We start from the raw sequence: 23,680 nt of genomic DNA, 5'->3' as shown, positions 1-23,680 counted from the left end.
GGGCCAAGATTTTTCGTCCGAAAAATCTTTTGGGCGGACGGGAAAGATCGGGGTAAGAAGATTTTTCGTTCGAAAAATCTTCGGGTTCAACCGGCCGAGGGCTGCACGAACACCCGGTTCGGGTGCAGCTCACCGCCCTTGAAGACGCCCACCGCCACTGCGCGGCCCTCGAACGAGGCCCAGGCCTCGTCGCCGTAGTCGACATCTCCGGGGATCACCATCCCGGGATTGCCGTTGCGCAGGCGCGCAGCCCCCTCGGCGGTGCATTTCAGTTCCGGAAGCTCGGCCAGACCGACCTCGAGCGGCAGCAGCCTGTCGTCGAGCTCGGGCGTCTTGGCCAGCGCGTCGACCTGTTCGATGCTGATGCCGTCCTCGGCCTCGAACGGGCCCGACCATATGCGGCGCAGCCTGAGCACGTGGCCGTGGCAGCCGAGCGCCTCGCCCAGGTCGCGGGCGATCGAGCGCACATAGCCGCCCTTGCCGCAGGTCATCTCCAGCTCGACATGGTCCGCGTCGGGGCGGCCGGTCATCACCAGCTCCTCGACCCAGAGCGGGCGCGGCTCGATCTCCATAGTTTCGCCGTCACGAGCGCGCTTGTAGGCACGCTCGCCGTCGATCTTCACCGCCGAGAACTGCGGCGGCACCTGCTGGATCTCACCCACGAAGCCGTGCAGCGCTTCCTTGATCTCGTCATCGCCGGGGCGCGCGTCGGAGGAGGCGATGACCTCGCCTTCGGCATCGTCGGTGTTGGTTCGCTGACCGAGCCGCACGGTGAAGCGATAGGCCTTGAGCGCGTCGGTGATGAAGGGCACGGTCTTGGTGGCCTCCCCGAGCGCTACCGCGAGCACGCCGGTCGCCTCCGGGTCGAGGGTGCCCGCATGGCCCGCCTTTTTCGCCGCCAGCGCCCAGCGGACCTTGTTGACCACCGAGGTCGAAGTCATGCCCGCCGGCTTGTCGACGATCAGCCAGCCGGAAATGTCGCGGCCCTTCTTGCGTGCCATGGTCTGCCCTCGCATGTGATGAGGCGCGCGAGGTAGCAAGCCTCCGCGTGGCTTGTCAATCGCGCATGGTCGGGGGCGCTGCCCCCGCCGCGGCAAGCCGCGACTCCCCCGGGATATTTTCGGCCAGAAGACGCCCGGGCGCGGCGCCCCTGTCTTCTTCTGGCCAAAAATATCCCCGTCGGAGGCATCCGGGCTATCGGTGCGCGCGGCCGACGGGACGGGGTCGGATCAGTCGCGCTTCCCGGCGAAGCGGGTCTGCCAGTCCTCGCGCTCGTCATCGGTGATCTTGCGGAAGGTGACGTCGGGCACGGTGAAGGCGTGGCCGGCGGGCAGGGTGGAGAGCGCCGCCGGGACATCGTCGGGCCAGCTGTCATCGTCGGTCTTCAGGGCCTCGAGAAGCTGCGCCGAGGCGTCGGGGATGAAGGGCTGCGAGATCACCGCGTAGAGGCGGATGACGTTCAGCGCCAGGCGGATCTGGGCCGCGGCGGTCTCCGGGTCGGTCTTGAAGGTCGACCACGGAGCGGCGTCCTGCAGGTACTCGTTGCCGAGCACCCAGGCCGCGCGCAGTGCGGTTGCGGACTTGCGCACCTCGGCATGGGCCATGTGCTCTTCGTATTCGCGGATCTTGGCGGTCAGGTCGGCCACCAGCTGCGCTTCGCGCTCACCGGTGCTGCCGCCCTCGGGCACCACTTCGCCGAATTTCGAGCGGCAGAACTTGGTGACGCGGCTGGCGAAGTTGCCCAGCACGTCGGCGAGGTCCTTGTTGACCGAGGACTGGAAGTTCTCCCAGGTGAATTCCGCGTCCGAGCTTTCCGGCGCGTGGCTCAGAAGCCACCAGCGCCAGTAATCCGCCGGCAGGATCTCGAGCGCCTGGTCCATGAACACGCCGCGCCCGCGCGAGGTGGAGAACTGCCCGCCATCGTAGTTCAGGTAGTTGAACGACTTGATGTAATCCACGAGCTTCCACGGCTCGCCGGAGCCGAGGATGGTGGCGGGGAAGCTGAGGGTGTGGAACGGCACGTTGTCCTTGCCCATGAACTGCGTGTAGGTCACGTCTTCCGCGCCCTTGTCGGTGCGCCACCAGCGCGCCCAGTCCTCGCCCTTGCCGGCATCGACCCATTCCTGCGCGCAGGCGATGTACTCGATCGGCGCGTCGAACCAGACGTAGAAGACCTTGCCCTCCATGCCGGGCCAGTCCTCGTCGCCCTTCTTCACCGGGATGCCCCAGTCGAGGTCGCGGGTGATGCCGCGGTCCTGCAGGCCGTCGCCGTCGTTGAGCCATTTCTTGGCGATCGAGGTGGTGAGCACCGGCCAGCCCTCGCGGGTGTCGATCCACTGCTCGAGCTCATCCTTCATCTGGCTCTGGCAGAGGTAGAGGTGCTTGGTCTCGCGCATCTCGAGATCGGTGGCACCCGAGATCACCGAGCGCGGGTTGATCAGCTCGACCGGGTCGAGCTGCTTGGTGCAGTTGTCGCACTGGTCGCCGCGGGCATCCTCGAAGCCGCAGTTCGGGCAGGTGCCCTCGATGTAGCGGTCCGGCAGGTAGCGCCCGTCGGTGGGCGAGTACATCTGCGTCTCCGAGACCTCGCGGATCAGGCCGCGTTCGGCCAGCACGCCGGCGAAATGCTGCGTCAGCTTGTGGTTCTGCGGGCTCGAGGAGCGGCCGAAATGGTCGAAGGACAGGCGGAAGCCCTCGGCGATCCGCGATTGCACCTCGTGCATCTCGGCGCAGTACTCGGCCACCGGCTTGCCGGCCTTGGCGGCGGCAAGTTCGGCCGGGGTGCCGTGCTCGTCGGTGGCGCAGAGGAACAGCACCTCGTTGCCCCGGGCGCGCTGGTAGCGGGCAAAGAGATCCGCCGGAAGCTGGCTGCCCACGAGGTTGCCCAGATGCTTGATCCCGTTGATGTAGGGGATCGCCGAGGTGATGAGATGCCGTGCCATGTATCGCCTGTCCTGTGGTCCGGTTTGGTGCCGCTTTAGCGGAACTGGCCCGGCGTTGCCAGTGGCGCCGTGCCTGCGCAGGGCTTGGGCAGATCGCGACTGCTGCCGCGGCAGGGCCGGGGTCTTGCGCGCCGCCCCTTGGCTTCCCGGCGCGGCTCGCTACGTTGGCGCCGACAATCGACGCACGGAGACCGCGATGAAGATGAACCCGCTTGGCCGGACCGGCATGACCGTGTCCGAGTTCTGCCTCGGCACCATGACCTTTGGCAACCAGACCCCGCCGGAAGACGGCCATGCCCAGATCGAGCGCGCGCTCGATGCCGGCATCAACTTCATGGACACCGCAGAAATGTATCCGGTGAACCCGGTGCGCGCGGAAACCATCGGCCGCACCGAGGAGATCCTCGGCGACTGGTTCGCCAAGACCGGGCGCCGCAACGAGTGGATCCTCGCCAGCAAGCACACCGGCGACTCCCAGATGGTGCGCGACGGCGCCCCGATCAGCGGGGAGACCATCCCTGCCGCCATCGAGGGCTCGCTCAAGCGGCTCAAGACGGACACCATCGACCTCTACCAGTTCCACTGGCCCAACCGCGGCAGCTATCACTTCCGCCAGAACTGGAGCTTCGACCCGTCGGGGCAGGACCGGGCGCAGACCGTGCAGCACATGCACGACGCGCTCGGCGCGCTGCAGCGCGAGGTCGAGCGCGGCACCATCCGCGCCTTCGGCCTCTCGAACGAAAGCACCTGGGGCACGATGATGTGGCTCAGGATCGCCGAGGAGACCGGCGGGCCGCGCGTCGCCTCGATCCAGAACGAGTATTCGCTGCTCTGCCGCCTCGCCGACACCGATCTGGCCGAGATGATGTGCAACGAGGAGGTGGGCCTCCTGCCGTTCTCGCCGCTGGGCGCGGGTCTGCTGACCGGCAAGTACCAGGGCGGGGCGGTGCCCGAGGGCTCGCGCATGGCGCTCAACGGCAATCTCGGCGGGCGCAAGTCCGAGCGGGTGTTCCCGGCGGTCGACGCCTATCTCGAGGTGGCGCAGCGCTTCGGGCTCGACCCGGTGCACATGGCGCTGGCATGGTCGGCGCGGCGGCCCTTCGTGGCCTCGTCGATCTTTGGTGCGACCACGGTGGCGCAGCTCGAGCACCTTCTGGGCGCGGTCGACGTGACGCTCTCGGACGAGCTGCTCGCGGCGCTCGACGAGACCCACAAGGCGCACCCGCTGCCCTACTGAGCCGACATGAAAACGGCGGCGCGAGGGATCGCGCCGCCGTCTGAAGACTGTCGCTATGGGGCCGGGCTCAGGCGGCGAGGCCCTTGTCGCCCATGTTCAGGAACTTGTCGCGGCGCGCCTTGACCAGCGCCTTGGGCTTCATGTCGCTCATCTCGTCGAGCATCGCGGCGATGGTCTTGCCCACGGCGGCGATGGTCGCCTCGCGGTCGCGATGCGCGCCGCCCAGCGGTTCCGCGATGACCCGGTCGGTGATGCCCAGCTTGAGCAGGTCCTGCGCGGTCAGGCGCAGCGCCTCGGCGGCCTCGCGCATCTTCTCGGCATCCTTCCACAGGATCGAGGCACAGCCCTCGGGCGAGATCACCGAATAGACCGAGTGCTCGAGCATGGCGAGGCGATTCGCCGTGGCGAAGGCCACCGCGCCGCCGGAGCCGCCCTCGCCGATGATGATCGAGATCAGCGGCACACCGATCTGCAGGCATTTCTCGGTCGAGCGGGCGATGGCCTCGGACTGACCACGCTCTTCCGCGCCCTTGCCGGGATAGGCGCCGGGGGTGTCCACCAGCGTGATCACCGGCAGGCCGAAGCGGTCGGCCATGTCCATCAGGCGGATCGCCTTGCGGTAGCCCTCGGGGCGCGCCATGCCGAAATTGCGCTCGATGCGGCTCTGGGTGTCGTTGCCCTTCTCGTGGCCGATCACCATCACCGGCTGGTCGTTGAACCGCGCCAGCCCGCCCATCACCGCGTCATCGTCGGCAAAGCCGCGATCGCCGGCGAGCGGCGTGTACTCGGTGAACAGCGCCTCGATGTAATCCTTGCAATGCGGCCGGTCCGGGTGGCGTGCCACCTGGCACTTCCGCCACGGCGTCAGCTTCTTGTAGAGATCCTTGAGGAGGTCCTGCGCCTTGCGGTCGAGCGCTGCGGCCTCGTCCTCCACGTGCATCTCTTCGTTCTTCCGCGCCATGTTGCGCAGTTCTTCGGCCTTGCCTTCGATTTCGGCGAGCGGTTTTTCGAAGTCGAGATAGTGAGTCATTTGCCCGGGCACTCTTGTTTTTCGCCGCCTATATGGCGTCTGACGCGGCGAGTTGCAACAAAGCAGCCGGTTGCTTCGGTGTCAGCCCGCCAGGACCGGGATCAGCGAGGCCACCAGCAGCGCCGCCATGGTCCAGTTGAAGGCGCGCAGCCGGGCGGGGCGGTTGAGCAGGCGGCGCATCTCGCGCCCGAGCACCGTCCACGAGGTGGTGGAGACCAGCGACATCACCACGTAGCAGCCTGCCACCCACAGCACCGAGGCCAGGTCGCGCCCGGCGGCATAGAGCGTGATCGCGCCAAGCGCCATCGACCAGGCCTTCGGGTTCACCCACTGGAAGGCGGCCGCCTGCACGAAGCTCAGCGGCCGGCCCTTGGACTCCGCCCCGGCCTCGGGTGGCGGGGCGGCATGGGCGATCTTCCACGCCAGCCACAGCATGTAGACCACCGACACCGCGAGCAGCAGGTCATGCGCCAACGGCCAGAGCTCGAAGATCTGCATCACGCCCAGCCCGACGAGCAGCACCATGGCGGGAAAGCCCAGCCCGATGCCCATCATGTGCGGAATGCTCCGGCGGAAGCCGAAATTGGCGCCCGAGGCGAGCAGCATCATGTTGTTCGGCCCCGGTGTGATCACCGAGACGAGCGCGAAGGCCGAGAGGGCAAGAAGAAGATCGGGTGTCATGGCGCAATATTTGCCGAAGACGCGAGGGGAAAGATTGCGAAATGCCGCGTTGGGCAGGTAAGGTCGCAACTTATGAGCGCGCTTGATGATACTGACCGCAGGATATTGCAGGTTCTGACCCGCGAGGGGCGGATCAGCAACCTCGCCCTGGCCGAGCGGGTGGGGCTGTCGCCGTCGGCCTGCCTGCGCCGGGTCGCCGCGCTGGAACGCTCCGGCGTGATCACCGGCTACCGCGCGGTACTCAGTCCGCAGAAGACCGGGGTGGGGTTCGTCGCCTATGTCACGGTGGGGCTCAACGCCCATACCAAGAGCGCGCAGGAGGCCTTCGAGCGCGCCATGGCCCGGGCACCGGAGGTGCGCGAGTGCCACAACATCACCGGCAACTGGGAATACCTGCTGCGCATCGAGGCCGCCGACCTCGCCGCCTACAAGACCTTCCACACCGAGGTTCTGGGCACCCTGCCGCAGGTCAACGCCATCACCTCCTACGTGGTGATGGGCTCGCCCAAGGATCAGCGCGCCTGATCCCTCCACGGCAGGGGCGGTCGCGCGAAAGCGACGCTCTGTGTCTTTACCGTGTTACCCCGTCCCGCTAGTCCTTGGGCAGACAGGATCGCCGCGCCGGAGCTCGCAACGACGGCGGCTCGCCGAACGACACAGATGGAGCCGTCATGGCAAAGGACACAGATTTCACCGTGCTGACCGCGCGCGAGGCCCTGGCCCGGCTGGAGGCTCTGCCGACGCGCAAGCGGCGCGATACGGCGCGCCGCCTGATCTACAAGAAGCACCAGCGCCCCGCCGGGCTGACCGAGCAGATCCTGCTCCTCGACGCGCTGCGCAGCGAGCCGGCGCTGGCCGAGATCGACCGGATCTATGCGCTGATCGCCGGCGGTCACAAGGTCTGCGAAGAGGTGCTGCTCGACGAAGCGGCGCACTGGCTCGACCGGTTCCTCGCGGCCGAGGCGCAGATCCGTGCCATGCCGATCGCCTTCGGGCTGCGCAAGGACCGCACGCACCTGGTGTTCTCGGCGCTGAACGTGGCGCTGAATCTCGACCTGCTGACCGGGTCGCGCCATGCGGACCGGCTGGCGACGTGGTTCCGGGAAGAGGTCGAGGGGCTGCAGCTGCGCCGCATGACGCCCTACCTGTTCAACAGCAGCAGCAACACGGTCAAATGCGCCGGCCTCGTGCTGCTCTCCGATCCGGATGACATCGTGCACATCGCGACGCTGATGCGCAAGCTGCTGTCCTACGGCATCGAGATCAACAACCCCGTGCACTGGTGGATCTTCTCCCGCATGAAGGCGCCGGAACGGCTTGGTGAGGTGTCCGAACGCGCGGCGTTCGGCTCGTTCCTCAACAGCGTGCACCGTCTGAGCGCGATCGAGGCCGCCGCCGCGGCGACCGGGCTCGAAGACCGGCGCGCCGCGCTGCACACCGTCGCCGGGCTCTGCGTCGCGCAGGCCACGTTGCCGCAGAAGGCGGCGCTCATGGCGCAGGCCGAAACGCGCCTCGCGGCGCGGGTCTGACGCATCTGCCATCGCGGGGCGGGGTTGCGCGCGTCGCGCCCTTGCCGGGGGGGATCCCTTGCGGCCCCGCCCGGCCTGCCTCCGGCGGGAGTATTTTTGACGAAGAGAAGATGCGGGCGCAGCGCTCCTGGCTTCTTTGGTTCAAAAATACCTCGGGGGTGAATTGGCCGTAGGCCAAGAGGGGGCAGAGCCCCCTTCCTCTCTCCAGACAGAGCACCGCCAGTGCGACAGGGGGCAGACGCGCGACGGTCCGCACGTCAGACATGAAAACAGCGCCCCGAGAGGGGTCGCTGCATAAGCTCAGGGGGCGGGGCCGAAGATCAGATCTGGCGCACGGCACCCTTGGCGGCGCTGGTGGTCAGCGCGGCATAGGCCTTGAGCGCCTTCGACACCTTGCGCTTGCGCTTCTCGTCGGGCCGCCAGCCTTTCTCGTCGCGCTTCAGGCGGCGCTCGGCGATCACCGCGTCATCCACCGCAAGCTGGATCTTGCGGTTGGGGATGTCGATCTCGATCAGGTCGCCCTCTTCCACCAGACCGATGGTGCCACCCTCGGCCGCCTCGGGCGAGACGTGGCCGATCGACAGCCCCGAGGAGCCGCCCGAGAAGCGGCCGTCGGTGACCAGCGCGCAGTCCTTCCCGAGGCCCTTCGATTTCAGGTAGCTCGTCGGGTAGAGCATTTCCTGCATCCCCGGGCCGCCGCGCGGGCCCTCGTAGCGGATCAGCACCACGTCGCCGGGATGCACCTTGTTGGTCAGGATCGCGCTCACCGCACTGTCCTGGCTTTCGAAGATGCGCGCCGGGCCGGAGAACTTGAGGATCGACTCGTCGACGCCGGCGGTCTTCACGATGCAGCCATCCTCGGCGAGGTTGCCGTAGAGCACTGCAAGCCCGCCATCCTTGGAGAAGGCGTGCTCGGCATCGCGGATCACGCCGCCCTGGCGGTCGAGGTCGAGCTCGGCATAGCGGCGGTCCTGCGAGAACGCGGTGGTCGAGCGCACCCCGCCGGGAGCGGCGCGGAAGAACTCGTGCACGCTCTCGGAATTAGTGCGCGACACGTCCCAGCGGTCGAGCGCGTGGGCCATGGTCTCGGCGTGGACGGTGTGCACCGAGCTGTCGAGCAGCCCGGCGCGATCGAGTTGGCCGAGGATCGCCATGATGCCGCCGGCGCGGTGCACGTCTTCCATGTGCACATCGTCCTTCGCGGGCGCCACCTTGCACAGCACCGGCACGTTGCGCGACAGTCGATCGATATCGGTCATGTCGAAATCGACCTCGCCCTCGCTGGCGGCGGCCAGCAGGTGCAGCACGGTATTGGTCGAGCCGCCCATGGCGATGTCGAGGGTCATGGCGTTCTCGAAGGCCGGAACGGTGGCGATCGAGCGCGGCAGGACGCTGGCGTCGTCCTGCTCGTAATAGCGCTTGGCGAGGTCGACGATCAGGTGGCCGGCCTCGATGAACAGGCGCTGGCGGTCGGCATGGGTGGCAAGCGTCGAGCCGTTGCCGGGCAGCGACAGCCCCAGCGCCTCGGTCAGGCAGTTCATCGAGTTGGCTGTGAACATGCCCGAGCACGAGCCGCAGGTCGGGCAGGCGGCCTCTTCGATGGCTTGCACCTGCGCGTCGGTGTATTTGTCGTCGGCGGCGGCGACCATGGCATCGACCAGGTCGAGGGCCTTCTCGCCGTCCTCCCACTCGACCTTGCCGGCCTCCATCGGGCCGCCGGAGACGAACACGACGGGGATATTGAGGCGCATGGCGGCCATCAGCATGCCCGGGGTGATCTTGTCGCAGTTCGAGATGCAGACCATGGCGTCTGCGCAGTGGGCGTTGACCATGTACTCGACCGAATCCGCGATGATCTCGCGCGAGGGCAGCGAGTAGAGCATCCCGTCATGGCCCATGGCGATGCCGTCATCCACCGCGATGGTGTTGAATTCCTTGGCCACGCCGCCGGCCTTCTCGACCTCGCGGGCGACCATCTGGCCGAGATCCTTGAGGTGCACGTGGCCGGGCACGAACTGGGTGAAGCTGTTGACGATCGCGATGATCGGCTTGTTCCAGTCGCCATCGGTCATGCCGGTGGCACGCCACAGGCCGCGGGCGCCGGCCATGTTGCGGCCGTGGGTGGTGGTGCGGGAGCGATAGGCGGGCATGGGTTTCCCTTCCATTGGCGGTGTTGGGGCTATGTATCGTCCGCCAGCGCTTGCGGCAAGGGCGCAACAGGTGGGGGCGCTGCCCCCGACGCCCTGCGGGCGCCTCCCCCGAGGTATTTGGAAACCAGAGAAGCACAAGGGGGCGCCGCTGGTCGGGGGGGCGCCATGGGCCCGGGGCGGGTGCCCTTGGCTGCGAGGGGCAGGCGCCTAGGGGGCGCGGCGGCGCGGCTTGGGCGGGCGCGGCGCGACCTTTTCCTCTATATGCTGGATCACCAGCCCGGCGATGTCCTTCTCGGAGGTGCGCTCGATGCCCTCGAGCCCGGGCGAGGAGTTGACCTCGAGCACCTTGGGGCCGTCCTCGCCGCGCAGCAGGTCGACCCCGGCCACGTCGAGCTTCATGGCGCGGGCGGCCTTGATCGCGGTCTCGCGCTCGCTGCGGGTGATCTTCACCGCCTCGGCGGTGCCGCCCTGATGCAGGTTGGAGCGGAAATCGTCGGGCTTGCCGCGGCGGCGCATGGCGGCCACCACCTTGCCGCCCACCACGAAGCAGCGGATGTCCTCGCCGGCGGCTTCCTTGACGAAGCTCTGCACGAGGAAATCCGCCTTCAGCCCCTGAAAGGCGGAGATCACGCTTTCGGCGGCCTTCTTGGTCTCGGCCAGTACCACGCCCTTGCCCTGCGTGCTCTCGAGCAGTTTCAGCACCAGCGGTGCGCCCCCCACGAGGCTGATCACGTTGCCCGAATCCTTGGGGCTGCGGGCGAAGGCGGTGGTCGGCATCCCGATGCGGTGACGCGCCAGCACCTGATGCGCGTGCAGCTTGTCGCGCGACACGGTGATGCCCTCCGAGCCCGACAGGCAGTAGGTGCCGAGGCTCTCGAACTGGCGCACCACCGCGGTGCCGTAGGAGGTCACCGAGGCCCCGATGCGCGGGATCACCGCGTCGTAATGCGGCAGGCGGCGGCCGTCGTAATGCACCTCGCCGCCGACGGCGCGGATGTTCATGTAGCAGCGCGAGGTGTCGATCACCTCCATCGTGTGGCCGCGCGCCTCTGCCGCCTCGATCAGCCGGCGGGTCGAATAGTTCGTCGGCTCCCGGGTCAGAATGGCGAGGCGCAGGGCGCGGCGGTGCTGCGTGTGGCGCCGGATGGCGCGGTATTCGTCGAAGGACAGTTCGGGCTGCTGGAAGCTGTTGCTGGGCGAGACGATCATGTCGTCATCGAGGGCCGAGCGACCGAGCAGCATGCGATAGGCCATCGCGCCGCGGTCGGTCAGCGTGACTTCGATGGGCCAGCTGCGCCCGTTCATCGCCACCGTGGTCTCGATCACGAAGCGCAGCTCGGTCTCGCCGTTCGACGAGGTCACCTCGCGCCGGTCCTTGAGGGGCGCCGAGCAGATGATCTCGAGCCCCGGATCGGCCGGGTCGGGATGGATGGCGAAGCGCACCATCGGCTTGTCCTCGGCGCCGAAGGGTTCGATCGCGAAGGCGTGCAGCGCCGAGGTGCGCGCCCCGGTATCCACCTTGGCGCGGATCGCCGGAAGGCCGAGATCGGGCAGGGCAAGCCACTCTTCCCATCCGAGGGTGAACTGGGTCATCAACGGGCTCCTTTCGAGACGCGCGGTAGCGTGCTGTAGCGGCACAGTATGACAGGCACAATACGTCAGCGCAGCTAGCGTCCCGGGGCCTCGGGGCAAACGTCCGGGCGGGGCCGAGGGGGCGGAAGTGGTCCGGGCCTCATCTGGTCGGGGCAGCCGTGCCCGGCTGGTATGAAGGGGCGAGGGACACCCCGAGCCGGGGAGGGGGCCGCGAGGGGCGGCGCCGGACGCGCCCCGACAGATGGGCGCGGCCCTGACAGACGGACGCCCCCTTAGAGAGGCGTGCGGACCCCGTCTCCGCCCCTGTCGATCGCCTGTCCGGAGCCTCCCGCGGGCTCAGTGCCCGGCGATCATCTCGGACTGTTTCACGATCCCCTCGGCCTGCTTGATCGAGGCGATGTCCACCAGCCGGCCCTTGTAGACCGTGGCGCCTTCGCCCTTGGCCTTGGCCTCTTCCATCGCGGCGAGGATCTCGCGCGCTTCCGAGACCGCCGCGTCGGACGGGGTGAAGACCTCGTTGGCGAGCGCCACCTGCTTGGGGTGGATCGCCCACTTGCCGACCATGCCCAGCGTCGCCGAGCGCAGCGCCTGCGCGCGGAAGCCCTCGTCGTCGGAGAAATCGCCGAATGGGCCGTCGACCGGCAGTACGCCATGAGTGCGGCAGGCGGCGACGATGGCGGCCTGCGCCCAGTGCCACGGATCCGACCAGTGCTTCTGGCCCTCGCGGATCATGTAGTAATTCTCCTGCGTGCCGCCGATGCCGGTGGTCGCCATGCCCATCGAGGCGGCGAAATCGGCGGCGCCAAGGCTCATCGCCTCGAGCCGCGGCGAGCCGGCGGCGATCTCCTCGACATGGGCGATGCCGGCAGCGGATTCGATGATGACCTCGAACTTGATCGGCTTGGTCCGGCCCTTGGCGCGCTCGACCGCGGTGACCAGCGCGTCAACGGCATAGAGATCGGCGGCGCAGCCGACCTTGGGGATCATGATCTGGTCGAGCCGGTCGCTCGCGGACTCGAGCAGCTCGACCACGTCGCGATACCAGTAGGGCGTGTCGAGCCCGTTGATCCGCACCGACAGGGTCTTGTTGCCCCAGTCGATGTCACCGATGGCCTCGATGATGTTGCGGCGGGCGCTGTCCTTGTCGGTGGGCGCGACAGAATCCTCGAGATCGAGGTTGATCACGTCCGCCGCCGATCCGGCCATCTTCTCGAAGATCGCGGGGCGCGAGCCCGGGCCGAACAGCTGGCAGCGGTTGGGACGTGCCGGGGCGGCGGGCTGGATGCGAAAGCTCATGCGGGTCCTCGCTAAGTAACGATGTTTCGATTATTCCGCGACATTGGTTATTAAATTGCGCGATGCTGCGCAAGCGAAATCCCTTTGGCGGCAGACGCCGCGATGCGGCATGGCCCTCCCGAGAGGATGCACGATTCTTCGGCGCTCCGCCGAAAATGCACGAAAATTCGGCGTGCACCCGGGTGGAACGCTGGCATTCGCGATGCATTTGCGTGTGATGCAAGGCAACATGCCGCAAATTCAAACCACAGGGAACTGACATGATCGAGACGCCGTATCTGCTCTTTCTCGGAGACGCTCCGGACCCCCTCGCCGCCAAGGTGGCGCAGGGCATCAAGGACTGGCGCCCGGAGAACTGCGTGGGCCAATTCCGCCTCGAGGGCTGCAAGGCCGACATGAAACTGCCCGACATGACGCTGGCCGAGGCAAAGGCCGCCGGCGCCAAGACGCTGGTGATCGGCGTCGCCAACCGGGGCGGGGTGATCTCGCAGAGCTGGAAGAAGGTGCTCGTCGAGGCGCTGGAAGAGGGCTTCGACCTCGCCTCCGGCCTGCACAACCTGCTGCGCGACGAGGAAGACCTCGCCGCCGTGGCGCGCGCCACAGGCCGGACGCTGCACGACGTGCGCATTCCGTCGGTGAAATACCCGATCGCCAATGGCGAGCCGCGCAAGGGCAAGCGCCTGCTGGCGGTGGGCACCGACTGCTCGGTGGGCAAGATGTACACCGCGCTCGCGCTCGACGCGGCGATGCGCGAGAAGGGCATGAAGTCGACCTTCCGCGCCACCGGCCAGACCGGCATCCTGATCACCGGCGACGGCGTGCCGCTCGACGCGGTCATCGCCGATTTCATGGCCGGCTCGATCGAGTACCTGACGCCGGACAACGACGAGGATCACTGGGACATCATCGAGGGGCAGGGCTCCCTGTTCCACGTCTCGTACTCGGGCGTGACCATGGCGCTGGTGCATGGCGGCCAGCCCGATGCGCTTGTGCTCTGCCACGAGCCGACCCGCAGCCACATGCGCGGCCTGCCGGGCTACCAGCTGCCCTCGCTGGAATCGGTGCGCGACGTGGCGCTGCAGCTGGCGCAGGTCGCCAACCCCGACTGCAAGGTCATCGGCATCTCGATCAACACCCAGCACATGGGCGAGGACGAGGCCAAGGCCTATTGCAAGGACATCGAAGAGCGCTTCGGCCTGCCGACGGTCGATCCCTACCGCCACGGGGCAGAGCGCCTCGCGGATGCGGTTGCCGCGCTCTGAGCCATCCGGCACTCTGACACGAACCGCCGGTCGGCGGCGCGGGCTGCGCCGCCGGCCGGCACGACGACGGAACGACACAACGAAGGGGCAGGGCTCTTGAGCATCGAGGTCACGCGCGACACGTTCAGACTGGCACAGGTCTTCACCATCTCCCGGGGCAGCCGCACCGAGGCCAAGGTGCTGACCGTGAAGATCACCCGCGACGGGGTGACCGGCTGGGGCGAATGCGTGCCCTATGCGCGCTACGACGAGACGCTCGAGAGCGTGACCGAAGAGATCGCCGGCCTGCCCGCCGACGTGAGCCGCGCCGCTCTGCAGGAGCTGTTGCCCGCCGGCGCCGCCCGCAATGCCGTGGACTGCGCGCTCTGGGATCTCGAGGCCAAGGCGCAGGGCAAGCGGGTCTGGGAGCTTCTGGGCCAGCCGAAGCCCGGCCCGGAGATCACCGCCTACACGCTGTCGCTCGACAGCCCCGAGAACATGCAGGCGCAGGCCGCCAAGAACGCCGCCAGGCCGCTGCTGAAGGTCAAGCTCGGCACGCCCGACGACATGCCGCGGCTCGAGGCGGTGCGGCGCGGCGCCCCCGACAGCACCATCATCGTCGATGCCAACGAGGGCTGGACGAGGCAGGTTTATGCCGATCTGGCACCGCATCTGGTCCGGCTCGGCGTGGCGATGGTCGAGCAGCCGCTGCCCGCGGGCGACGACGAGGCGCTGATCGGCATGGAGCGCCCGGTGCCGGTCTGCGCCGACGAGAGCGCCCATGACCGCGCCTCGCTGCCCGGCCTCAAGGGCAAGTACGACATCGTCAACATCAAGCTCGACAAGACCGGCGGCCTGACCGAGGCGGTGGCGATGCGCGCCGCGGCCGAGGCCGAGGGCTACGGCATCTTCGTCGGCTGCATGGTCGGCTCGAGCCTTGCCATGGCGCCCGCCGTGCTGGTGGCGCAGGGCGCCGCCTTCACCGATCTTGACGGTCCTCTGCTTCTGGCCGAAGACCGCCCCACCCCCCTGCTGTTCGACGCGCAGGGCGTGCATCCTTCCGAGCCGGCGCTCTGGGGCTGATCCCCGCCCGCCGCTCCCGACCGACCTGACTGGAGACCCCCCACATGACCCGCACTGTCTACGTTAACGGAGAGTACCTGCCCGAGGCCGAGGCCAAGGTCTCGATCTTCGACCGCGCCTTCCTGATGGCCGATGGCGTCTACGAGGTGACCTCCGTGCTCGACGGCAAGCTGATCGATTTCGAGGGCCACCAGAAGCGGCTCGAGCGCTCGCTGAACGAGCTCGAGATGAAGAAGCCCGCGGCCTTCGACGACCTGCTCGAGATCCACCGCAAGCTGGTCGAGCTGAACGGCATCGAAGAGGGGCTGATCTACCTGCAGGTCACCCGTGGCGCGCCCGGCGACCGCGACTTCGCCTTCCCCGACCCCGAGACCACCGAGCCGACGCTGGTGCTGTTCACCCAGGCCAAGCCCGGCCTGGCGGACAACCCGACCGCCAAGAAAGGCATCAAGGTGATCTCGATCGAGGACATCCGCTGGGGCCGCCGCGACATCAAGACGGTGCAGCTGCTCTACCCGTCGATGGGCAAGATGATGGCCAAGAAGGCCGGCTGCGACGATGCGTGGATGGTCGAGGACGGCTTCGTCACCGAGGGCACCTCGAACAACGCCTATATCGTCAAGGACGGCAAGATCATCACCCGCAACCTGTCGACCGACATCCTGCACGGCATCACCCGCGCCGCGGTGCTGAAATTCGCCCGCGAGGCGCAGATGGTCGTGGAAGAGCGCCCCTTCACCATCGAGGAGGCCAAGGAGGCCGACGAGGCGTTCTTCACCTCGGCCTCGGCCTTCGTGATGCCGGTCGTCGAGATCGACGGTGCCACCATCGGCACCGGCACCCCGGGCGACGTGGCGGGCCGGCTGCGCGAAATCTATCTCGAGGAAAGCCGCAAGGTCGCGGTCTGACCGCCGCAACGCGATCGGCTTTTCCGGCAAGTCAGAAGGGGCGTCCGAATGCGGGCGCCCCTTTCGTGTGTTGACGGCCCCGTTGCGTGCCATCAGGCTCGCCCGGGCTACGGAGATGGGAGGGAGCGGGATGGAAGACAGGGCCATATTGTGCTGGCTGGCGACGGTCTCCGAGGAGGGGCTGCCGAACGTCTCTCCGAAGGAAGTCTATGCCGAGCCGTCCGAGGGCGTCTTCCTGATCGCCGAGATCGCCTCGGGGCGCAGTCTGCGCAACATCCGCGCCAACCCGGCGGTCTGCATCAGCCTGATCGACGTGTTCAGCCAGCGCGGCAGGCGTCTGGAAGGGCGCGCCCGGATCGTGCCTGCGGGCAGCGACGGGTTCGACGCGCTCGCCGCCCCGCTGCTGGCGCAGGTCGGCACGCGGTTTCGTATCCGCAACGTCATCGCCGTCGACGTGAGCCATGAGAGCGCCGTGCGTGCACCGAGTTACCTCTTCTACCCGGACACAGAGGTTGCCGAGATGCGCGAGGGCGCGATGCTCAGCTACGGCGTGCGTCCGCGAGACGACAGGTAGAGCGCCGCATGGCGCCCGGCCCAGAGCCCGGTCGCGAAGCAGGCGGTGAGCAGGTAGCCACCGGTCGGCGCCTCCCAGTCGATCATCTCGCCGGCCACGAAACAGCCCGGGCGCTGCGTCAGCATCAGCCCGTCGTCAAGCGCAGCGAAGGCCACGCCACCGGCGGTCGAGATCGCCTCGTCCATCGGGCGCAGCCCCTGATGCGGCAGTTCGAGCGCCTTGACGGTCCGGGCGAGCGCGCCGGGATCTTCGGGCAGGGGGCGGGCGCATTCCATCAGCAGGGCGCGGGCGGCGGGCGAGAGCCTGAGCGCGCGGCGCAGGTGGTTCGACAGGCTCTGTTTGCCGCGCGGTTTGGCAAGCCTTTCGGTCAGGGCCTCCTCCGAGATATCCGGCGCGAGGTCGATGACCAAAGCCGCGCCCGCGCGCAGCGCAGGCGAGAGCGGGTAGATCCCGCCGCCCTCGAGCCCACGCGCCGAGATCACCGCCTCGCCGCGCGAGACCAGCCCGCCGGCGCGGAACGCCATACCCTTGAGCGGGGCGCCGAACTGCGGCGCCATGTGCCCGGACCAGTCGACACACAGCCCGGCATTGGCGGGCTGGAACGGCGCCACCTCGATGCCCTGCGCCCTGAAATGCCCCGCCCACGCGCCGTCCGAGCCGAGCCGCGCCCAGCTCGCGCCGCCAAGCGCCAGCACGGTCACGCGCGGGCGCAGCACAAGCGGGCCGTCGGGGGTGTTGAAGAGCGTCTCCTCACCGTCCCAGCCGGTCCAGCGCCAGCGGGTGTGCCGCTCGAGCCCCATGGCGTCGAGCCGCGCCAGCCATGACCGCAGGAGCGGCGAGGCTTTCATCGCCGTCGGGAAGACCCGCCCGGTGGAGCCGGTGAAGGTGCTCTGGCCCAGCCCCTCGGCCCAGGACTGCACGGTCTCGGGGGTGACCTCGGCCAGCATCGGGCGCAGCGCCGCCTCGGCGCCGCCATAGGCCGCGAGCAAGCGGGCGAGGGGCTCGGCCCGGGTCAGGTTCAGCCCGGATTTCCCCGCCATCAGGAACTTGCGCCCGAGCGACGGCTTGGCCTCGGCCAGCAGCACCCTGTGCCCGGCCGAGAGCAGCGCGTCGGCGGCCATCAGCCCGGCGGGGCCGCCGCCGATCACCAGCGCTTCGATCTCTCGCCCTGCCTGCATCAACGCCCCCTTGATCCTGCCGTGACTGGCGCCAGTCTTCTGCCCTGCCAGCCGCCCCCGTTCAAGAGCCGCGCATGACCGACCCGATCTGCCCCCTTTGTCTGCGCCCGATCCCTCGGGAGGCAAAGCAGAGCCTGCATCACCTCGTGCCGAAACTGAAGGGCGGCAAGGGCGGGCCGGTCGTGCGGCTGCACCAGATCTGCCACAACGAGATTCACGCCACCTTTACCGAGGCGGAGCTGGCGCGTGAGTTCAACACGCCCGAGGCGCTACGCGCCCATCCCCGCATGGCGCGGTTTCTCGACTGGGTGCGCAAGCGCCCGCCGGCGTTTCACGCCCGCAGCAGCGGCGGCCGGCGCAAGCGCTAGCCCGGCGTGGCATCGTGAGCACGCGCAAGATCCTGCCACAAAGCGTGACTTGATCCAGAGCGCCGGCAAACCCATCTTCCCGGACTAGAAAAAAAGACGCCCAAGACAAAGAATCAGAGGCAGAGCAGATGTCGATCAGAACCGAATTGTGGGGTATGTGCGGGCTCGTGGTCGCGCTTGTCGCCCTTCTCATGCATCCCGATGGCGAGGCCGAGCGCAGCGCGCTGGAATGGGCCGCATTGTCGGCATTCTCCCCCGAGAATTTCGCCCTGCGCTAGGCCCCTCGCGGCCGTCTTCTGAAATATCGTAGCGCGTCAGTCGCGGGCGGGGCGCGGTTTCTGCGCCACCAGCCGCTCGACCCATTCGATGTGTCGCGGCAGGCAGCGGCTCCTGAGATCGTACTGCTCGCGCACATGGGCGCGGGCGGCCTGCCCCAGCCGGGCGCGGGTCTCGGGATCGTCGAGCAGGGTGCAGAGCCGCTCGGTGAGGGCCTTCACGTCGAAGAAATCGACCAGCCAGCCGGTCTCGTCCTCGCTCAGCGCCTCGCGCACCGGCGCGGTGTCGCTGGCGAGGATGGCGCAGCCCGCGCTCATCGCCTCGAGCAGCGACCAGCTCAGGACAAAGGGGTAGGTCAGGTAGACGTGCACCCGGCTCACCTGCATCATCGACAGGAACCGGTCGTAGGGCACGCGGCCAAGGAAGTGCACCCGCGCCCAGTCCTCCTCGGGGATGCGGTCCTTCACCTCGTCGATGAAGATCTGTTTCCACGTGGTGCCCTTGGGCGGTTTCGAGCCGTAGCTCACCTCGTCGCCGCCGATCAGGGTGATCTGCGCATTGGGGCGGCGCCGCAGGATCTCGGGCAGAGCGCGCATGAAGATGTGATAGCCGCGATAGGGCTCGAGGTTGCGGTTGATGAAGGTGATGACCTCGTCGTCGCGGGTCAGCACCTTGCCGTCGCCGACCTCGAGCGTGGCGTCGGGGTTGGGGCGCACGAGATCGGTGTCGATGCCGTCATGCGTGACGGTGATGCGATCCTGCCATTCCTCTGGAAAGGTCTCGGCCTGGAACCGCGTCGGCGAGATGCCGGCATCCATGATCTCTTCGTGCAGCCGGTTGTTGAGGTTCTTCATCCGGATGCGCAAGGCGTTGGCGTCGGAGGGGGCCTTGTCGAACTCGGGGTCGAAGCCGACGAAGGGTTTCGAGGCAAGATGGTAGAGCTCGCAATACAGCCCCATCCGGGCGTGCGGCCACACATCCTTGAGGAACAGGCTCTCGCCCCAGCCGTGATGGGCGAGAATCACGTCGGGGGTGAAGCCCTGCTTCTTCAGGTGCATTGCCCCGTTGTAGCAGCTGGCGCCGCGGATCAGCTTGGTCTCGAAATCCCCGAGCCACGGGTGAATGCCCTTGGTGCTGCCTCCGGTGATCTTGTACGGCAAAACGCGCACCCCGTTCCACTGCGTCGGTTCCTTCACCTTGAGGGTCAGGGCGACGACCTCGTGCCCCCGCTGCACCAGCGCGGGCGCAAGGTGCTTGTACTGGCCGGGGAAATTCTGGTGAATGCAGAGGATCTTCATCTGTGCGGTCATCTCGAAATGGCTTTCGAGATTTGTTGCATGGGACTGGGGCCGATCCAACCGCGCAGGTTGCGCGGCGCGGCGATCGGGGGTGTCGGTTGCGGAAATGTCGCCTTGCACTGGACGCCCCGGCCCCATGCGCCTATCACCCCGCCCGGAGATCCGTCCGTTCCGAGGGAATAAGAAATGTCGCGTTACGACCCCGCCACGATCGAGCCGAAATGGCAGGCCGCATGGGATGAGGCCCTGACCTTCAAGGCCACCCGCACCGCGGACAAGCCGAAATACTACGTGCTCGAGATGTTCCCCTACCCGTCGGGGCGCATCCATATCGGCCACGTGCGCAACTACACGATGGGCGACGTGATCGCGCGCTACAAGAAGCAGAACGGCTTCAACGTGCTGCACCCGATGGGCTTTGACGCCTTCGGGATGCCGGCCGAGAACGCCGCGATGGCGTCGGGCGGTCACCCCAAGGACTGGACCTATTCCAACATCGACACGATGGTCGAGCAGATGAAGCCGCTGGGCTTCGGGCTCGACTGGTCGCGCATGTTCGCCACCTGCGACCCGGACTATTACGGCCAGCAGCAGGGCCTGTTCCTCGACATGCTCGAGGCGGGGCTCGTCTACCGCAAGAACGCCGTGGTGAACTGGGATCCGGTCGACATGACCGTGCTGGCCAACGAGCAGGTCGAGAACGGCCGCGGCTGGCGCTCGGGCGCGCTGGTCGAGCGCAAGGAGCTGACCCAGTGGTTCTTCAAGATCTCGGAGTTCTCCGGCGAGCTTCTCGATGCGCTCGACGGGCTCGACGACTGGCCCGCCAAGGTCAAGCTGATGCAGGCCAACTGGATCGGCCGCTCGCGCGGGCTCGAGTTCGCCTTCTCGACCGTCGACGCCCCCGAGGGCTTTGACCGCATTGATGTCTACACCACCCGTCCCGATACGCTGCTGGGCGCGAGCTTCGTCGGCATCTCGCCCGATCACCCGCTCGCCCGCACGCTCGAGAAGGACAATGCCGAGCTGGCCGCGTTCGTCGCCGAGTGCCGCCGCGTGGGCACCTCCGAGGAAGAACTCGAGAAGGCCGAGAAGCGCGGCTTCGACACCGGCATCACCGTGCGCCACCCGTTCGACACCTCGGTCGAGCTGCCGGTCTACGTCGCCAACTTCATCCTGATGGACTACGGCACCGGCGCGATCTTCGGCTGCCCGGGCCACGACGCGCGCGACCACGAGTTCGCCACCACGTACGGCCTGCCGATCGTCGAGACCTTCGTGCCGCTCGACGGCGAGATCGACATCACCGCCGCGCCCTTCGTGCCGCAGAAGTCGGAAAAGGTCCGCTACACCCGTCTCGTGGCGGGCGAAGAGGTCCAGACCGGCGACGAGGCGGTCGATGCCGCGGTGGCGTTCTGCGAAAGCAACGGCGTCGGCCACGGCGTCACCAAGTACCGCCTGCGCGACTGGGGCCTGAGCCGCCAGCGCTACTGGGGCTGCCCGATCCCGGTCGTGCATTGCGAGGCCTGCGGCGTGGTGCCGGAGAAGAAAGAGAACCTCCCCGTCCAGCTGCCCTATGACGAGGGCGGCAAGCCGATCGACTTTTCGATCCCCGGCAACCCGCTCGACCGTCACCCGGACTGGCGCGATTGCGCCTGCCCGTCCTGCGGCGCGCCCGCCCGGCGCGAGACCGACACGATGGACACCTTCGTCGACAGCTCGTGGTACTTCGCCCGCTTCACCTCGCCGGATGCCGACACCCCCGTCGATCCCGAGGAGGCCGCCTACTGGATGAATGTCGACCAGTATATCGGCGGCATCGAGCACGCGATCCTGCACCTGCTGTACTCGCGCTTCTTTGCCCGTGCGATGCACCTCACCGGCCATCTGCCGGAGAAGTGCAAGGAGCCGTTCAACGCGCTCTTCACGCAGGGCATGGTGACCCACGCGATCTACCAGACCAAGAGCGCCGAGGGCCGCCCGGTCTATCACTACCCCGAGGCGGTTGAGCTTCGCGACGGCAAGGGCTTCCTCGAGGACGGCACCGAGGTCGAGATCATCCCCTCGGCCAAGATGTCGAAGTCCAAGAACAACGTCGTCGACCCGGTCGCGATCATCGGCCAGTACGGCGCCGACACCGCGCGCTGGTTCGTGCTGTCCGACAGCCCGCCCGAGCGCGACGTCGAGTGGACGGCGTCGGGGGCCGAGGCCGCCAACAAGCACCTCTCGCGCGTTTACCGCGCCTGCGCCGAGATCGCCGAGGCCGACGTGCCGCCGACCGGCGAGGACGAGGCGCTGCTGCGCGAGATGCACAAGGCCATCCACGACGTGACCATGGGCGTGGAGAGCTTCGGCTTCAACGCCGCCATCGCACGGCTCTACGCCTTCACCAACGCGCTGACCAAGTCGCGCGCGGGCACCGAGGCCAAGACCCAGGCCGCCAAGGTTCTGGCGCAACTGATGTCGCCGATGACGCCGCACCTCTCGGAAGAGATCTGGCAGCTTCTGGGCGGCGAGGGGCTGATCGCCGATGCGGCATGGCCCAAGGCCGACGAGGCGATGCTGGTCGAGGACACCGTAACCCTGCCGATCCAGGTCAACGGCAAGCGCCGCGGCGAGCTGACCGTGCCCAAGGACATGCGCAAGGAAGAGATTGAAAAACTCGTCCTCGCGCATGAAGCTGTAGAGCGGACCCTGCAGGGGGCCGCGCCGAAGAAGCTGATCGTTGTCCCGGGCCGGATCGTCAATGTTGTTGCCTGATCGCAGAACCTTCCTGATCTCGCTCGCAGCCCTCGCGGGCTGCGGGTTCACGCCGGTCTACGGGCCGCAGGGCGGCGGCGGTCAGTTGCTGAACGCCGTGGCTCTGCCCGAACCCAACCGGCGCTCCAACTACGATTTCAACGCCCGCTTCGAGGAACGGCTCGGCCGCGCCTCGGGGCCCTACCTGTTGAATCGCTCGATCGAGGTGTCCTCGAGCGGGCTCGGCTCGCTGGCCGACGGTCAGACCACGCGCTACCAGCTCACCGGTCGGGCGATCTACAGCCTGAGCCTCGTGGGCAGCGAGGAGGTGCTGATCTCGGGCCAGACCGACGCCTTCACCGGCTACTCCGCCACCGGCTCGACCGCCGCCACGCAGGCCGCCGAGCGCGATGCGCGCCGCCGCCTGATGGTGATTCTCGCCGATCAGGTCATCGACCGGCTGCTGCTTGACGCCGACAAGCTGGCGCAATGAAGCTCACCGGGCGCGACGCACAGGCTTTCTTCCGCAAGCCCGACCCGTCGCGCGCGGGGGTGTTGCTGTTCGGCGAGGACGCGATGCGCGTCGCGCATCGCCGGCAGGAGGTCATCGCCGCGCTGGTCGGTCCCGAGGGCGAGGCCGAGATGCGCCTCACCCGCATTCCAGCCGGCGAGCTGCGCCGCGACAGCGCCATGCTGCTTGACGCGATCAAGTCGCAGGGCTTCTTTCCGGGGCCGCGCGTGGCCTTCGTGGAGGACGCCACGGATGGCCTCACCGACGTCATCAAGACGGCGCTCGACGACTGGCGCGAGGGCGATGCGCAGATCATCGTGACCGCCGGGCAGCTGGCCGCGAAATCAAAGCTGCGCAAGCTCTTCGAGGGCTTTCACAACGCCTTTTCCATCGGCATCTATTCCGACCCGCCGGGTCGCGACGAGATCGAGGCGGCACTGAGGAAGGCGGGGCTCGAGCAGGTCGACCGCGCCGCATTCGAGGCGCTGGAGGGGCTGGCCCGGGCGCTCGACCCCGGCGATTTCCGGCAGGTGCTCGAGAAGGTCGCGCTCTACAAGCTCGACGATCCCGAACCGCTGACCCCGGACGAGGTGGCGCTCTGCGCGCCGGCCTCGATCGAGGCCGAGCTCGACGACATCCTCAACGTGGTAGCCGAGGGCCGTAGCGCCGAGATCGGGCCGCTGGTGCAGCGGCTCGAGGGGCAGGGGGTCAACCCGGTGACGCTGCTGATCATGGCGATGCGCCACTTCCGCGTGCTCTACGCGCTGGCCTCGGCACAGGGCGGCCCGCAGGCCGGGGTGCAGCGCCTGCGTCCGCCGCTCTTCGGGCCGAGGCGCGACCGGATGCTGCGGCAGGCGCAGAACTGGTCCGCCGACCGGCTCGAGGCGGCGCTGGGAATGCTGATGGACACCGATCTCTCGATCCGCTCCGCCGGCCAGAGGGCGCCGGCCATGGCACTGGTCGAGCGCGGCTTCGTGCGGCTTGCGTGGCTCAGCAACCGGCGCTGAAAAGCCCTTGCCCGTCCGATGCTTGCGTGAGGGGCGGCCTGC

The 23,680-nt window shown here is 67.9% G+C and carries 21 protein-coding genes; 12 read left to right on the top strand and 9 right to left on the bottom strand.

Annotation, left to right across the window (positions count from 1 at the left end; genetic code table 11):
- Nucleotides 1-86 precede the first annotated feature (86 nt).
- A complete protein-coding gene (gene truB / locus LCM15_RS20205; protein ID WP_224859630.1) occupies nt 87-1,001 on the bottom strand; it encodes a tRNA pseudouridine(55) synthase TruB in 915 nt (304 codons plus the stop codon).
- A gap of 228 nt (nt 1,002-1,229) precedes the next feature.
- Entirely contained in the window at nt 1,230-2,942 is a 1,713-nt protein-coding gene (metG, locus tag LCM15_RS20200) for a methionine--tRNA ligase (RefSeq protein ID WP_224859629.1), read from the bottom strand.
- A gap of 196 nt (nt 2,943-3,138) precedes the next feature.
- Here metG and LCM15_RS20195 point away from each other — a divergent pair, with 196 nt between their 5' ends.
- Nucleotides 3,139-4,179, top strand: coding sequence for an aldo/keto reductase (locus tag LCM15_RS20195; RefSeq protein WP_224859628.1), 1,041 nt, complete (start codon nt 3,139-3,141; stop codon nt 4,177-4,179).
- 67 nt (nt 4,180-4,246) lie between these two features.
- Here the strand turns inward: LCM15_RS20195 and LCM15_RS20190 are convergent, their stop codons facing one another.
- Nucleotides 4,247-5,209 (bottom strand): acetyl-CoA carboxylase carboxyltransferase subunit alpha, encoded by a 963-nt coding sequence (locus tag LCM15_RS20190; RefSeq protein WP_224859626.1) that lies wholly within the window; start codon nt 5,207-5,209, stop codon nt 4,247-4,249.
- 81 nt (nt 5,210-5,290) lie between these two features.
- A complete protein-coding gene (locus LCM15_RS20185) occupies nt 5,291-5,890 on the bottom strand; it encodes a LysE family translocator (protein ID WP_224859625.1) in 600 nt (199 codons plus the stop codon).
- A 72-nt stretch (nt 5,891-5,962) separates the two neighbouring features.
- Between LCM15_RS20185 and LCM15_RS20180 the strand changes: the two genes are divergently transcribed.
- On the top strand, nt 5,963-6,415 hold the full coding sequence (locus tag LCM15_RS20180) for an Lrp/AsnC family transcriptional regulator (RefSeq protein WP_224859623.1): 453 nt from the start codon (nt 5,963-5,965) through the stop codon (nt 6,413-6,415).
- A 146-nt stretch (nt 6,416-6,561) separates the two neighbouring features.
- Nucleotides 6,562-7,419, top strand: a complete 858-nt coding sequence (locus tag LCM15_RS20175; RefSeq protein WP_224859621.1) for a hypothetical protein — start codon at nt 6,562-6,564, stop codon at nt 7,417-7,419.
- A gap of 320 nt (nt 7,420-7,739) precedes the next feature.
- On the opposite strand, the gene ilvD is transcribed toward LCM15_RS20175, so the two are convergent.
- From ilvD to LCM15_RS20160, 3 genes are all read right to left on the bottom strand, one after another.
- On the bottom strand, nt 7,740-9,569 hold the full coding sequence (ilvD, locus tag LCM15_RS20170) for a dihydroxy-acid dehydratase (RefSeq protein WP_224859620.1): 1,830 nt from the start codon (nt 9,567-9,569) through the stop codon (nt 7,740-7,742).
- Between the two features lie 207 nt (nt 9,570-9,776).
- Entirely contained in the window at nt 9,777-11,162 is a 1,386-nt protein-coding gene (gene rimK / locus LCM15_RS20165) for a 30S ribosomal protein S6--L-glutamate ligase (protein ID WP_224859618.1), read from the bottom strand.
- 336 nt (nt 11,163-11,498) lie between these two features.
- Nucleotides 11,499-12,458 carry an L-malyl-CoA/beta-methylmalyl-CoA lyase gene (locus LCM15_RS20160; RefSeq protein ID WP_224859616.1) on the bottom strand — a complete coding sequence of 320 codons (960 nt, stop codon included), beginning with the start codon at nt 12,456-12,458 and terminating at the stop codon, nt 11,499-11,501.
- 260 nt (nt 12,459-12,718) lie between these two features.
- Here LCM15_RS20160 and dgcN point away from each other — a divergent pair, with 260 nt between their 5' ends.
- The 4 genes from dgcN to LCM15_RS20140 all read left to right on the top strand — a co-directional run bounded on the left by dgcN (nt 12,719) and on the right by LCM15_RS20140 (nt 16,264).
- Nucleotides 12,719-13,720 carry an N-acetyltransferase DgcN gene (dgcN, locus tag LCM15_RS20155; RefSeq protein ID WP_224859614.1) on the top strand — a complete coding sequence of 334 codons (1,002 nt, stop codon included), beginning with the start codon at nt 12,719-12,721 and terminating at the stop codon, nt 13,718-13,720.
- A gap of 96 nt (nt 13,721-13,816) precedes the next feature.
- Nucleotides 13,817-14,782: an N-acetyl-D-Glu racemase DgcA gene (gene dgcA, locus LCM15_RS20150; protein WP_224859612.1), complete on the top strand. Its 966-nt coding sequence runs from the start codon at nt 13,817-13,819 to the stop codon at nt 14,780-14,782.
- Nucleotides 14,783-14,826: 44 nt separating this feature from the next.
- On the top strand, nt 14,827-15,690 hold the full coding sequence (locus tag LCM15_RS20145) for a D-amino-acid transaminase (protein ID WP_224859609.1): 864 nt from the start codon (nt 14,827-14,829) through the stop codon (nt 15,688-15,690).
- 130 nt (nt 15,691-15,820) lie between these two features.
- Nucleotides 15,821-16,264 carry a pyridoxamine 5'-phosphate oxidase family protein gene (locus tag LCM15_RS20140; RefSeq protein ID WP_224859608.1) on the top strand — a complete coding sequence of 148 codons (444 nt, stop codon included), beginning with the start codon at nt 15,821-15,823 and terminating at the stop codon, nt 16,262-16,264.
- Here LCM15_RS20140 and LCM15_RS20135 read toward each other — a convergent pair.
- Complete coding sequence (locus LCM15_RS20135) at nt 16,234-17,442, bottom strand: TIGR03862 family flavoprotein (protein WP_224859607.1); 1,209 nt, start codon at nt 17,440-17,442, stop codon at nt 16,234-16,236. The genes LCM15_RS20140 and LCM15_RS20135 overlap by 31 nt on opposite strands.
- Nucleotides 17,443-17,516: 74 nt before the next feature.
- Between LCM15_RS20135 and LCM15_RS20130 the strand changes: the two genes are divergently transcribed.
- Nucleotides 17,517-17,810 carry an HNH endonuclease gene (locus tag LCM15_RS20130; RefSeq protein WP_224859606.1) on the top strand — a complete coding sequence of 98 codons (294 nt, stop codon included), beginning with the start codon at nt 17,517-17,519 and terminating at the stop codon, nt 17,808-17,810.
- Between the two features lie 128 nt (nt 17,811-17,938).
- Nucleotides 17,939-18,088, top strand: coding sequence for a hypothetical protein (locus LCM15_RS20125; RefSeq protein WP_224859604.1), 150 nt, complete (start codon nt 17,939-17,941; stop codon nt 18,086-18,088).
- A gap of 36 nt (nt 18,089-18,124) precedes the next feature.
- On the opposite strand, the gene LCM15_RS20120 is transcribed toward LCM15_RS20125, so the two are convergent.
- On the bottom strand, nt 18,125-19,384 hold the full coding sequence (locus tag LCM15_RS20120; protein ID WP_224859649.1) for a glycosyltransferase family 4 protein: 1,260 nt from the start codon (nt 19,382-19,384) through the stop codon (nt 18,125-18,127).
- Between the two features lie 186 nt (nt 19,385-19,570).
- Between LCM15_RS20120 and leuS the strand changes: the two genes are divergently transcribed.
- The 3 genes from leuS to holA are packed head-to-tail and all read left to right on the top strand — an operon-like array spanning nt 19,571 to nt 23,638.
- Nucleotides 19,571-22,141, top strand: a complete 2,571-nt coding sequence (leuS, locus tag LCM15_RS20115; protein WP_224859602.1) for a leucine--tRNA ligase — start codon at nt 19,571-19,573, stop codon at nt 22,139-22,141.
- Entirely contained in the window at nt 22,128-22,613 is a 486-nt protein-coding gene (gene lptE, locus LCM15_RS20110) for an LPS assembly lipoprotein LptE (protein ID WP_224859601.1), read from the top strand. Before leuS ends, lptE begins: the two co-directional genes overlap by 14 nt.
- Nucleotides 22,610-23,638: a DNA polymerase III subunit delta gene (gene holA, locus LCM15_RS20105; RefSeq protein WP_224859599.1), complete on the top strand. Its 1,029-nt coding sequence runs from the start codon at nt 22,610-22,612 to the stop codon at nt 23,636-23,638. The genes lptE and holA overlap by 4 nt, the downstream gene beginning before the upstream one ends.
- Nucleotides 23,639-23,680 lie beyond the last annotated feature (42 nt).

It is taken from the genome of Salipiger bermudensis (assembly GCF_020171625.1).
GTDB classification, from domain to species: domain Bacteria; phylum Pseudomonadota; class Alphaproteobacteria; order Rhodobacterales; family Rhodobacteraceae; genus Salipiger; species Salipiger bermudensis_B.
The sequence above is the reverse complement of the archived record's forward strand: the minus strand, read 5'-3'. Positions and strand labels throughout refer to the sequence as shown.

Excerpts from the sequence above, each read along its gene's own strand:
- ilvD (WP_224859620.1), bottom strand. The coding sequence starts at position 9,569 with ATGCCCGCCTATCGCTCCCGCACCACCACCCACGGCCGCAACATGGCC.
- rimK (WP_224859618.1), bottom strand. The coding sequence starts at position 11,162 with ATGACCCAGTTCACCCTCGGATGGGAAGAGTGGCTTGCCCTGCCCGAT.
- leuS (WP_224859602.1), top strand. The coding sequence starts at position 19,571 with ATGTCGCGTTACGACCCCGCCACGATCGAGCCGAAATGGCAGGCCGCA.
- LCM15_RS20125 (WP_224859604.1), top strand. The coding sequence starts at position 17,939 with ATGTCGATCAGAACCGAATTGTGGGGTATGTGCGGGCTCGTGGTCGCG.
- holA (WP_224859599.1), top strand. The coding sequence starts at position 22,610 with ATGAAGCTCACCGGGCGCGACGCACAGGCTTTCTTCCGCAAGCCCGAC.
- LCM15_RS20135 (WP_224859607.1), bottom strand. The coding sequence starts at position 17,442 with ATGCAGGCAGGGCGAGAGATCGAAGCGCTGGTGATCGGCGGCGGCCCC.
- LCM15_RS20140 (WP_224859608.1), top strand. The coding sequence starts at position 15,821 with ATGGAAGACAGGGCCATATTGTGCTGGCTGGCGACGGTCTCCGAGGAG.
- lptE (WP_224859601.1), top strand. The coding sequence starts at position 22,128 with ATGTTGTTGCCTGATCGCAGAACCTTCCTGATCTCGCTCGCAGCCCTC.
- LCM15_RS20130 (WP_224859606.1), top strand. The coding sequence starts at position 17,517 with ATGACCGACCCGATCTGCCCCCTTTGTCTGCGCCCGATCCCTCGGGAG.
- LCM15_RS20160 (WP_224859616.1), bottom strand. The coding sequence starts at position 12,458 with ATGAGCTTTCGCATCCAGCCCGCCGCCCCGGCACGTCCCAACCGCTGC.
- LCM15_RS20195 (WP_224859628.1), top strand. The coding sequence starts at position 3,139 with ATGAAGATGAACCCGCTTGGCCGGACCGGCATGACCGTGTCCGAGTTC.
- LCM15_RS20185 (WP_224859625.1), bottom strand. The coding sequence starts at position 5,890 with ATGACACCCGATCTTCTTCTTGCCCTCTCGGCCTTCGCGCTCGTCTCG.
- LCM15_RS20120 (WP_224859649.1), bottom strand. The coding sequence starts at position 19,384 with ATGAAGATCCTCTGCATTCACCAGAATTTCCCCGGCCAGTACAAGCAC.
- LCM15_RS20190 (WP_224859626.1), bottom strand. The coding sequence starts at position 5,209 with ATGACTCACTATCTCGACTTCGAAAAACCGCTCGCCGAAATCGAAGGC.
- LCM15_RS20180 (WP_224859623.1), top strand. The coding sequence starts at position 5,963 with ATGAGCGCGCTTGATGATACTGACCGCAGGATATTGCAGGTTCTGACC.
- metG (WP_224859629.1), bottom strand. The coding sequence starts at position 2,942 with ATGGCACGGCATCTCATCACCTCGGCGATCCCCTACATCAACGGGATC.
- dgcN (WP_224859614.1), top strand. The coding sequence starts at position 12,719 with ATGATCGAGACGCCGTATCTGCTCTTTCTCGGAGACGCTCCGGACCCC.
- LCM15_RS20145 (WP_224859609.1), top strand. The coding sequence starts at position 14,827 with ATGACCCGCACTGTCTACGTTAACGGAGAGTACCTGCCCGAGGCCGAG.
- truB (WP_224859630.1), bottom strand. The coding sequence starts at position 1,001 with ATGGCACGCAAGAAGGGCCGCGACATTTCCGGCTGGCTGATCGTCGAC.
- LCM15_RS20175 (WP_224859621.1), top strand. The coding sequence starts at position 6,562 with ATGGCAAAGGACACAGATTTCACCGTGCTGACCGCGCGCGAGGCCCTG.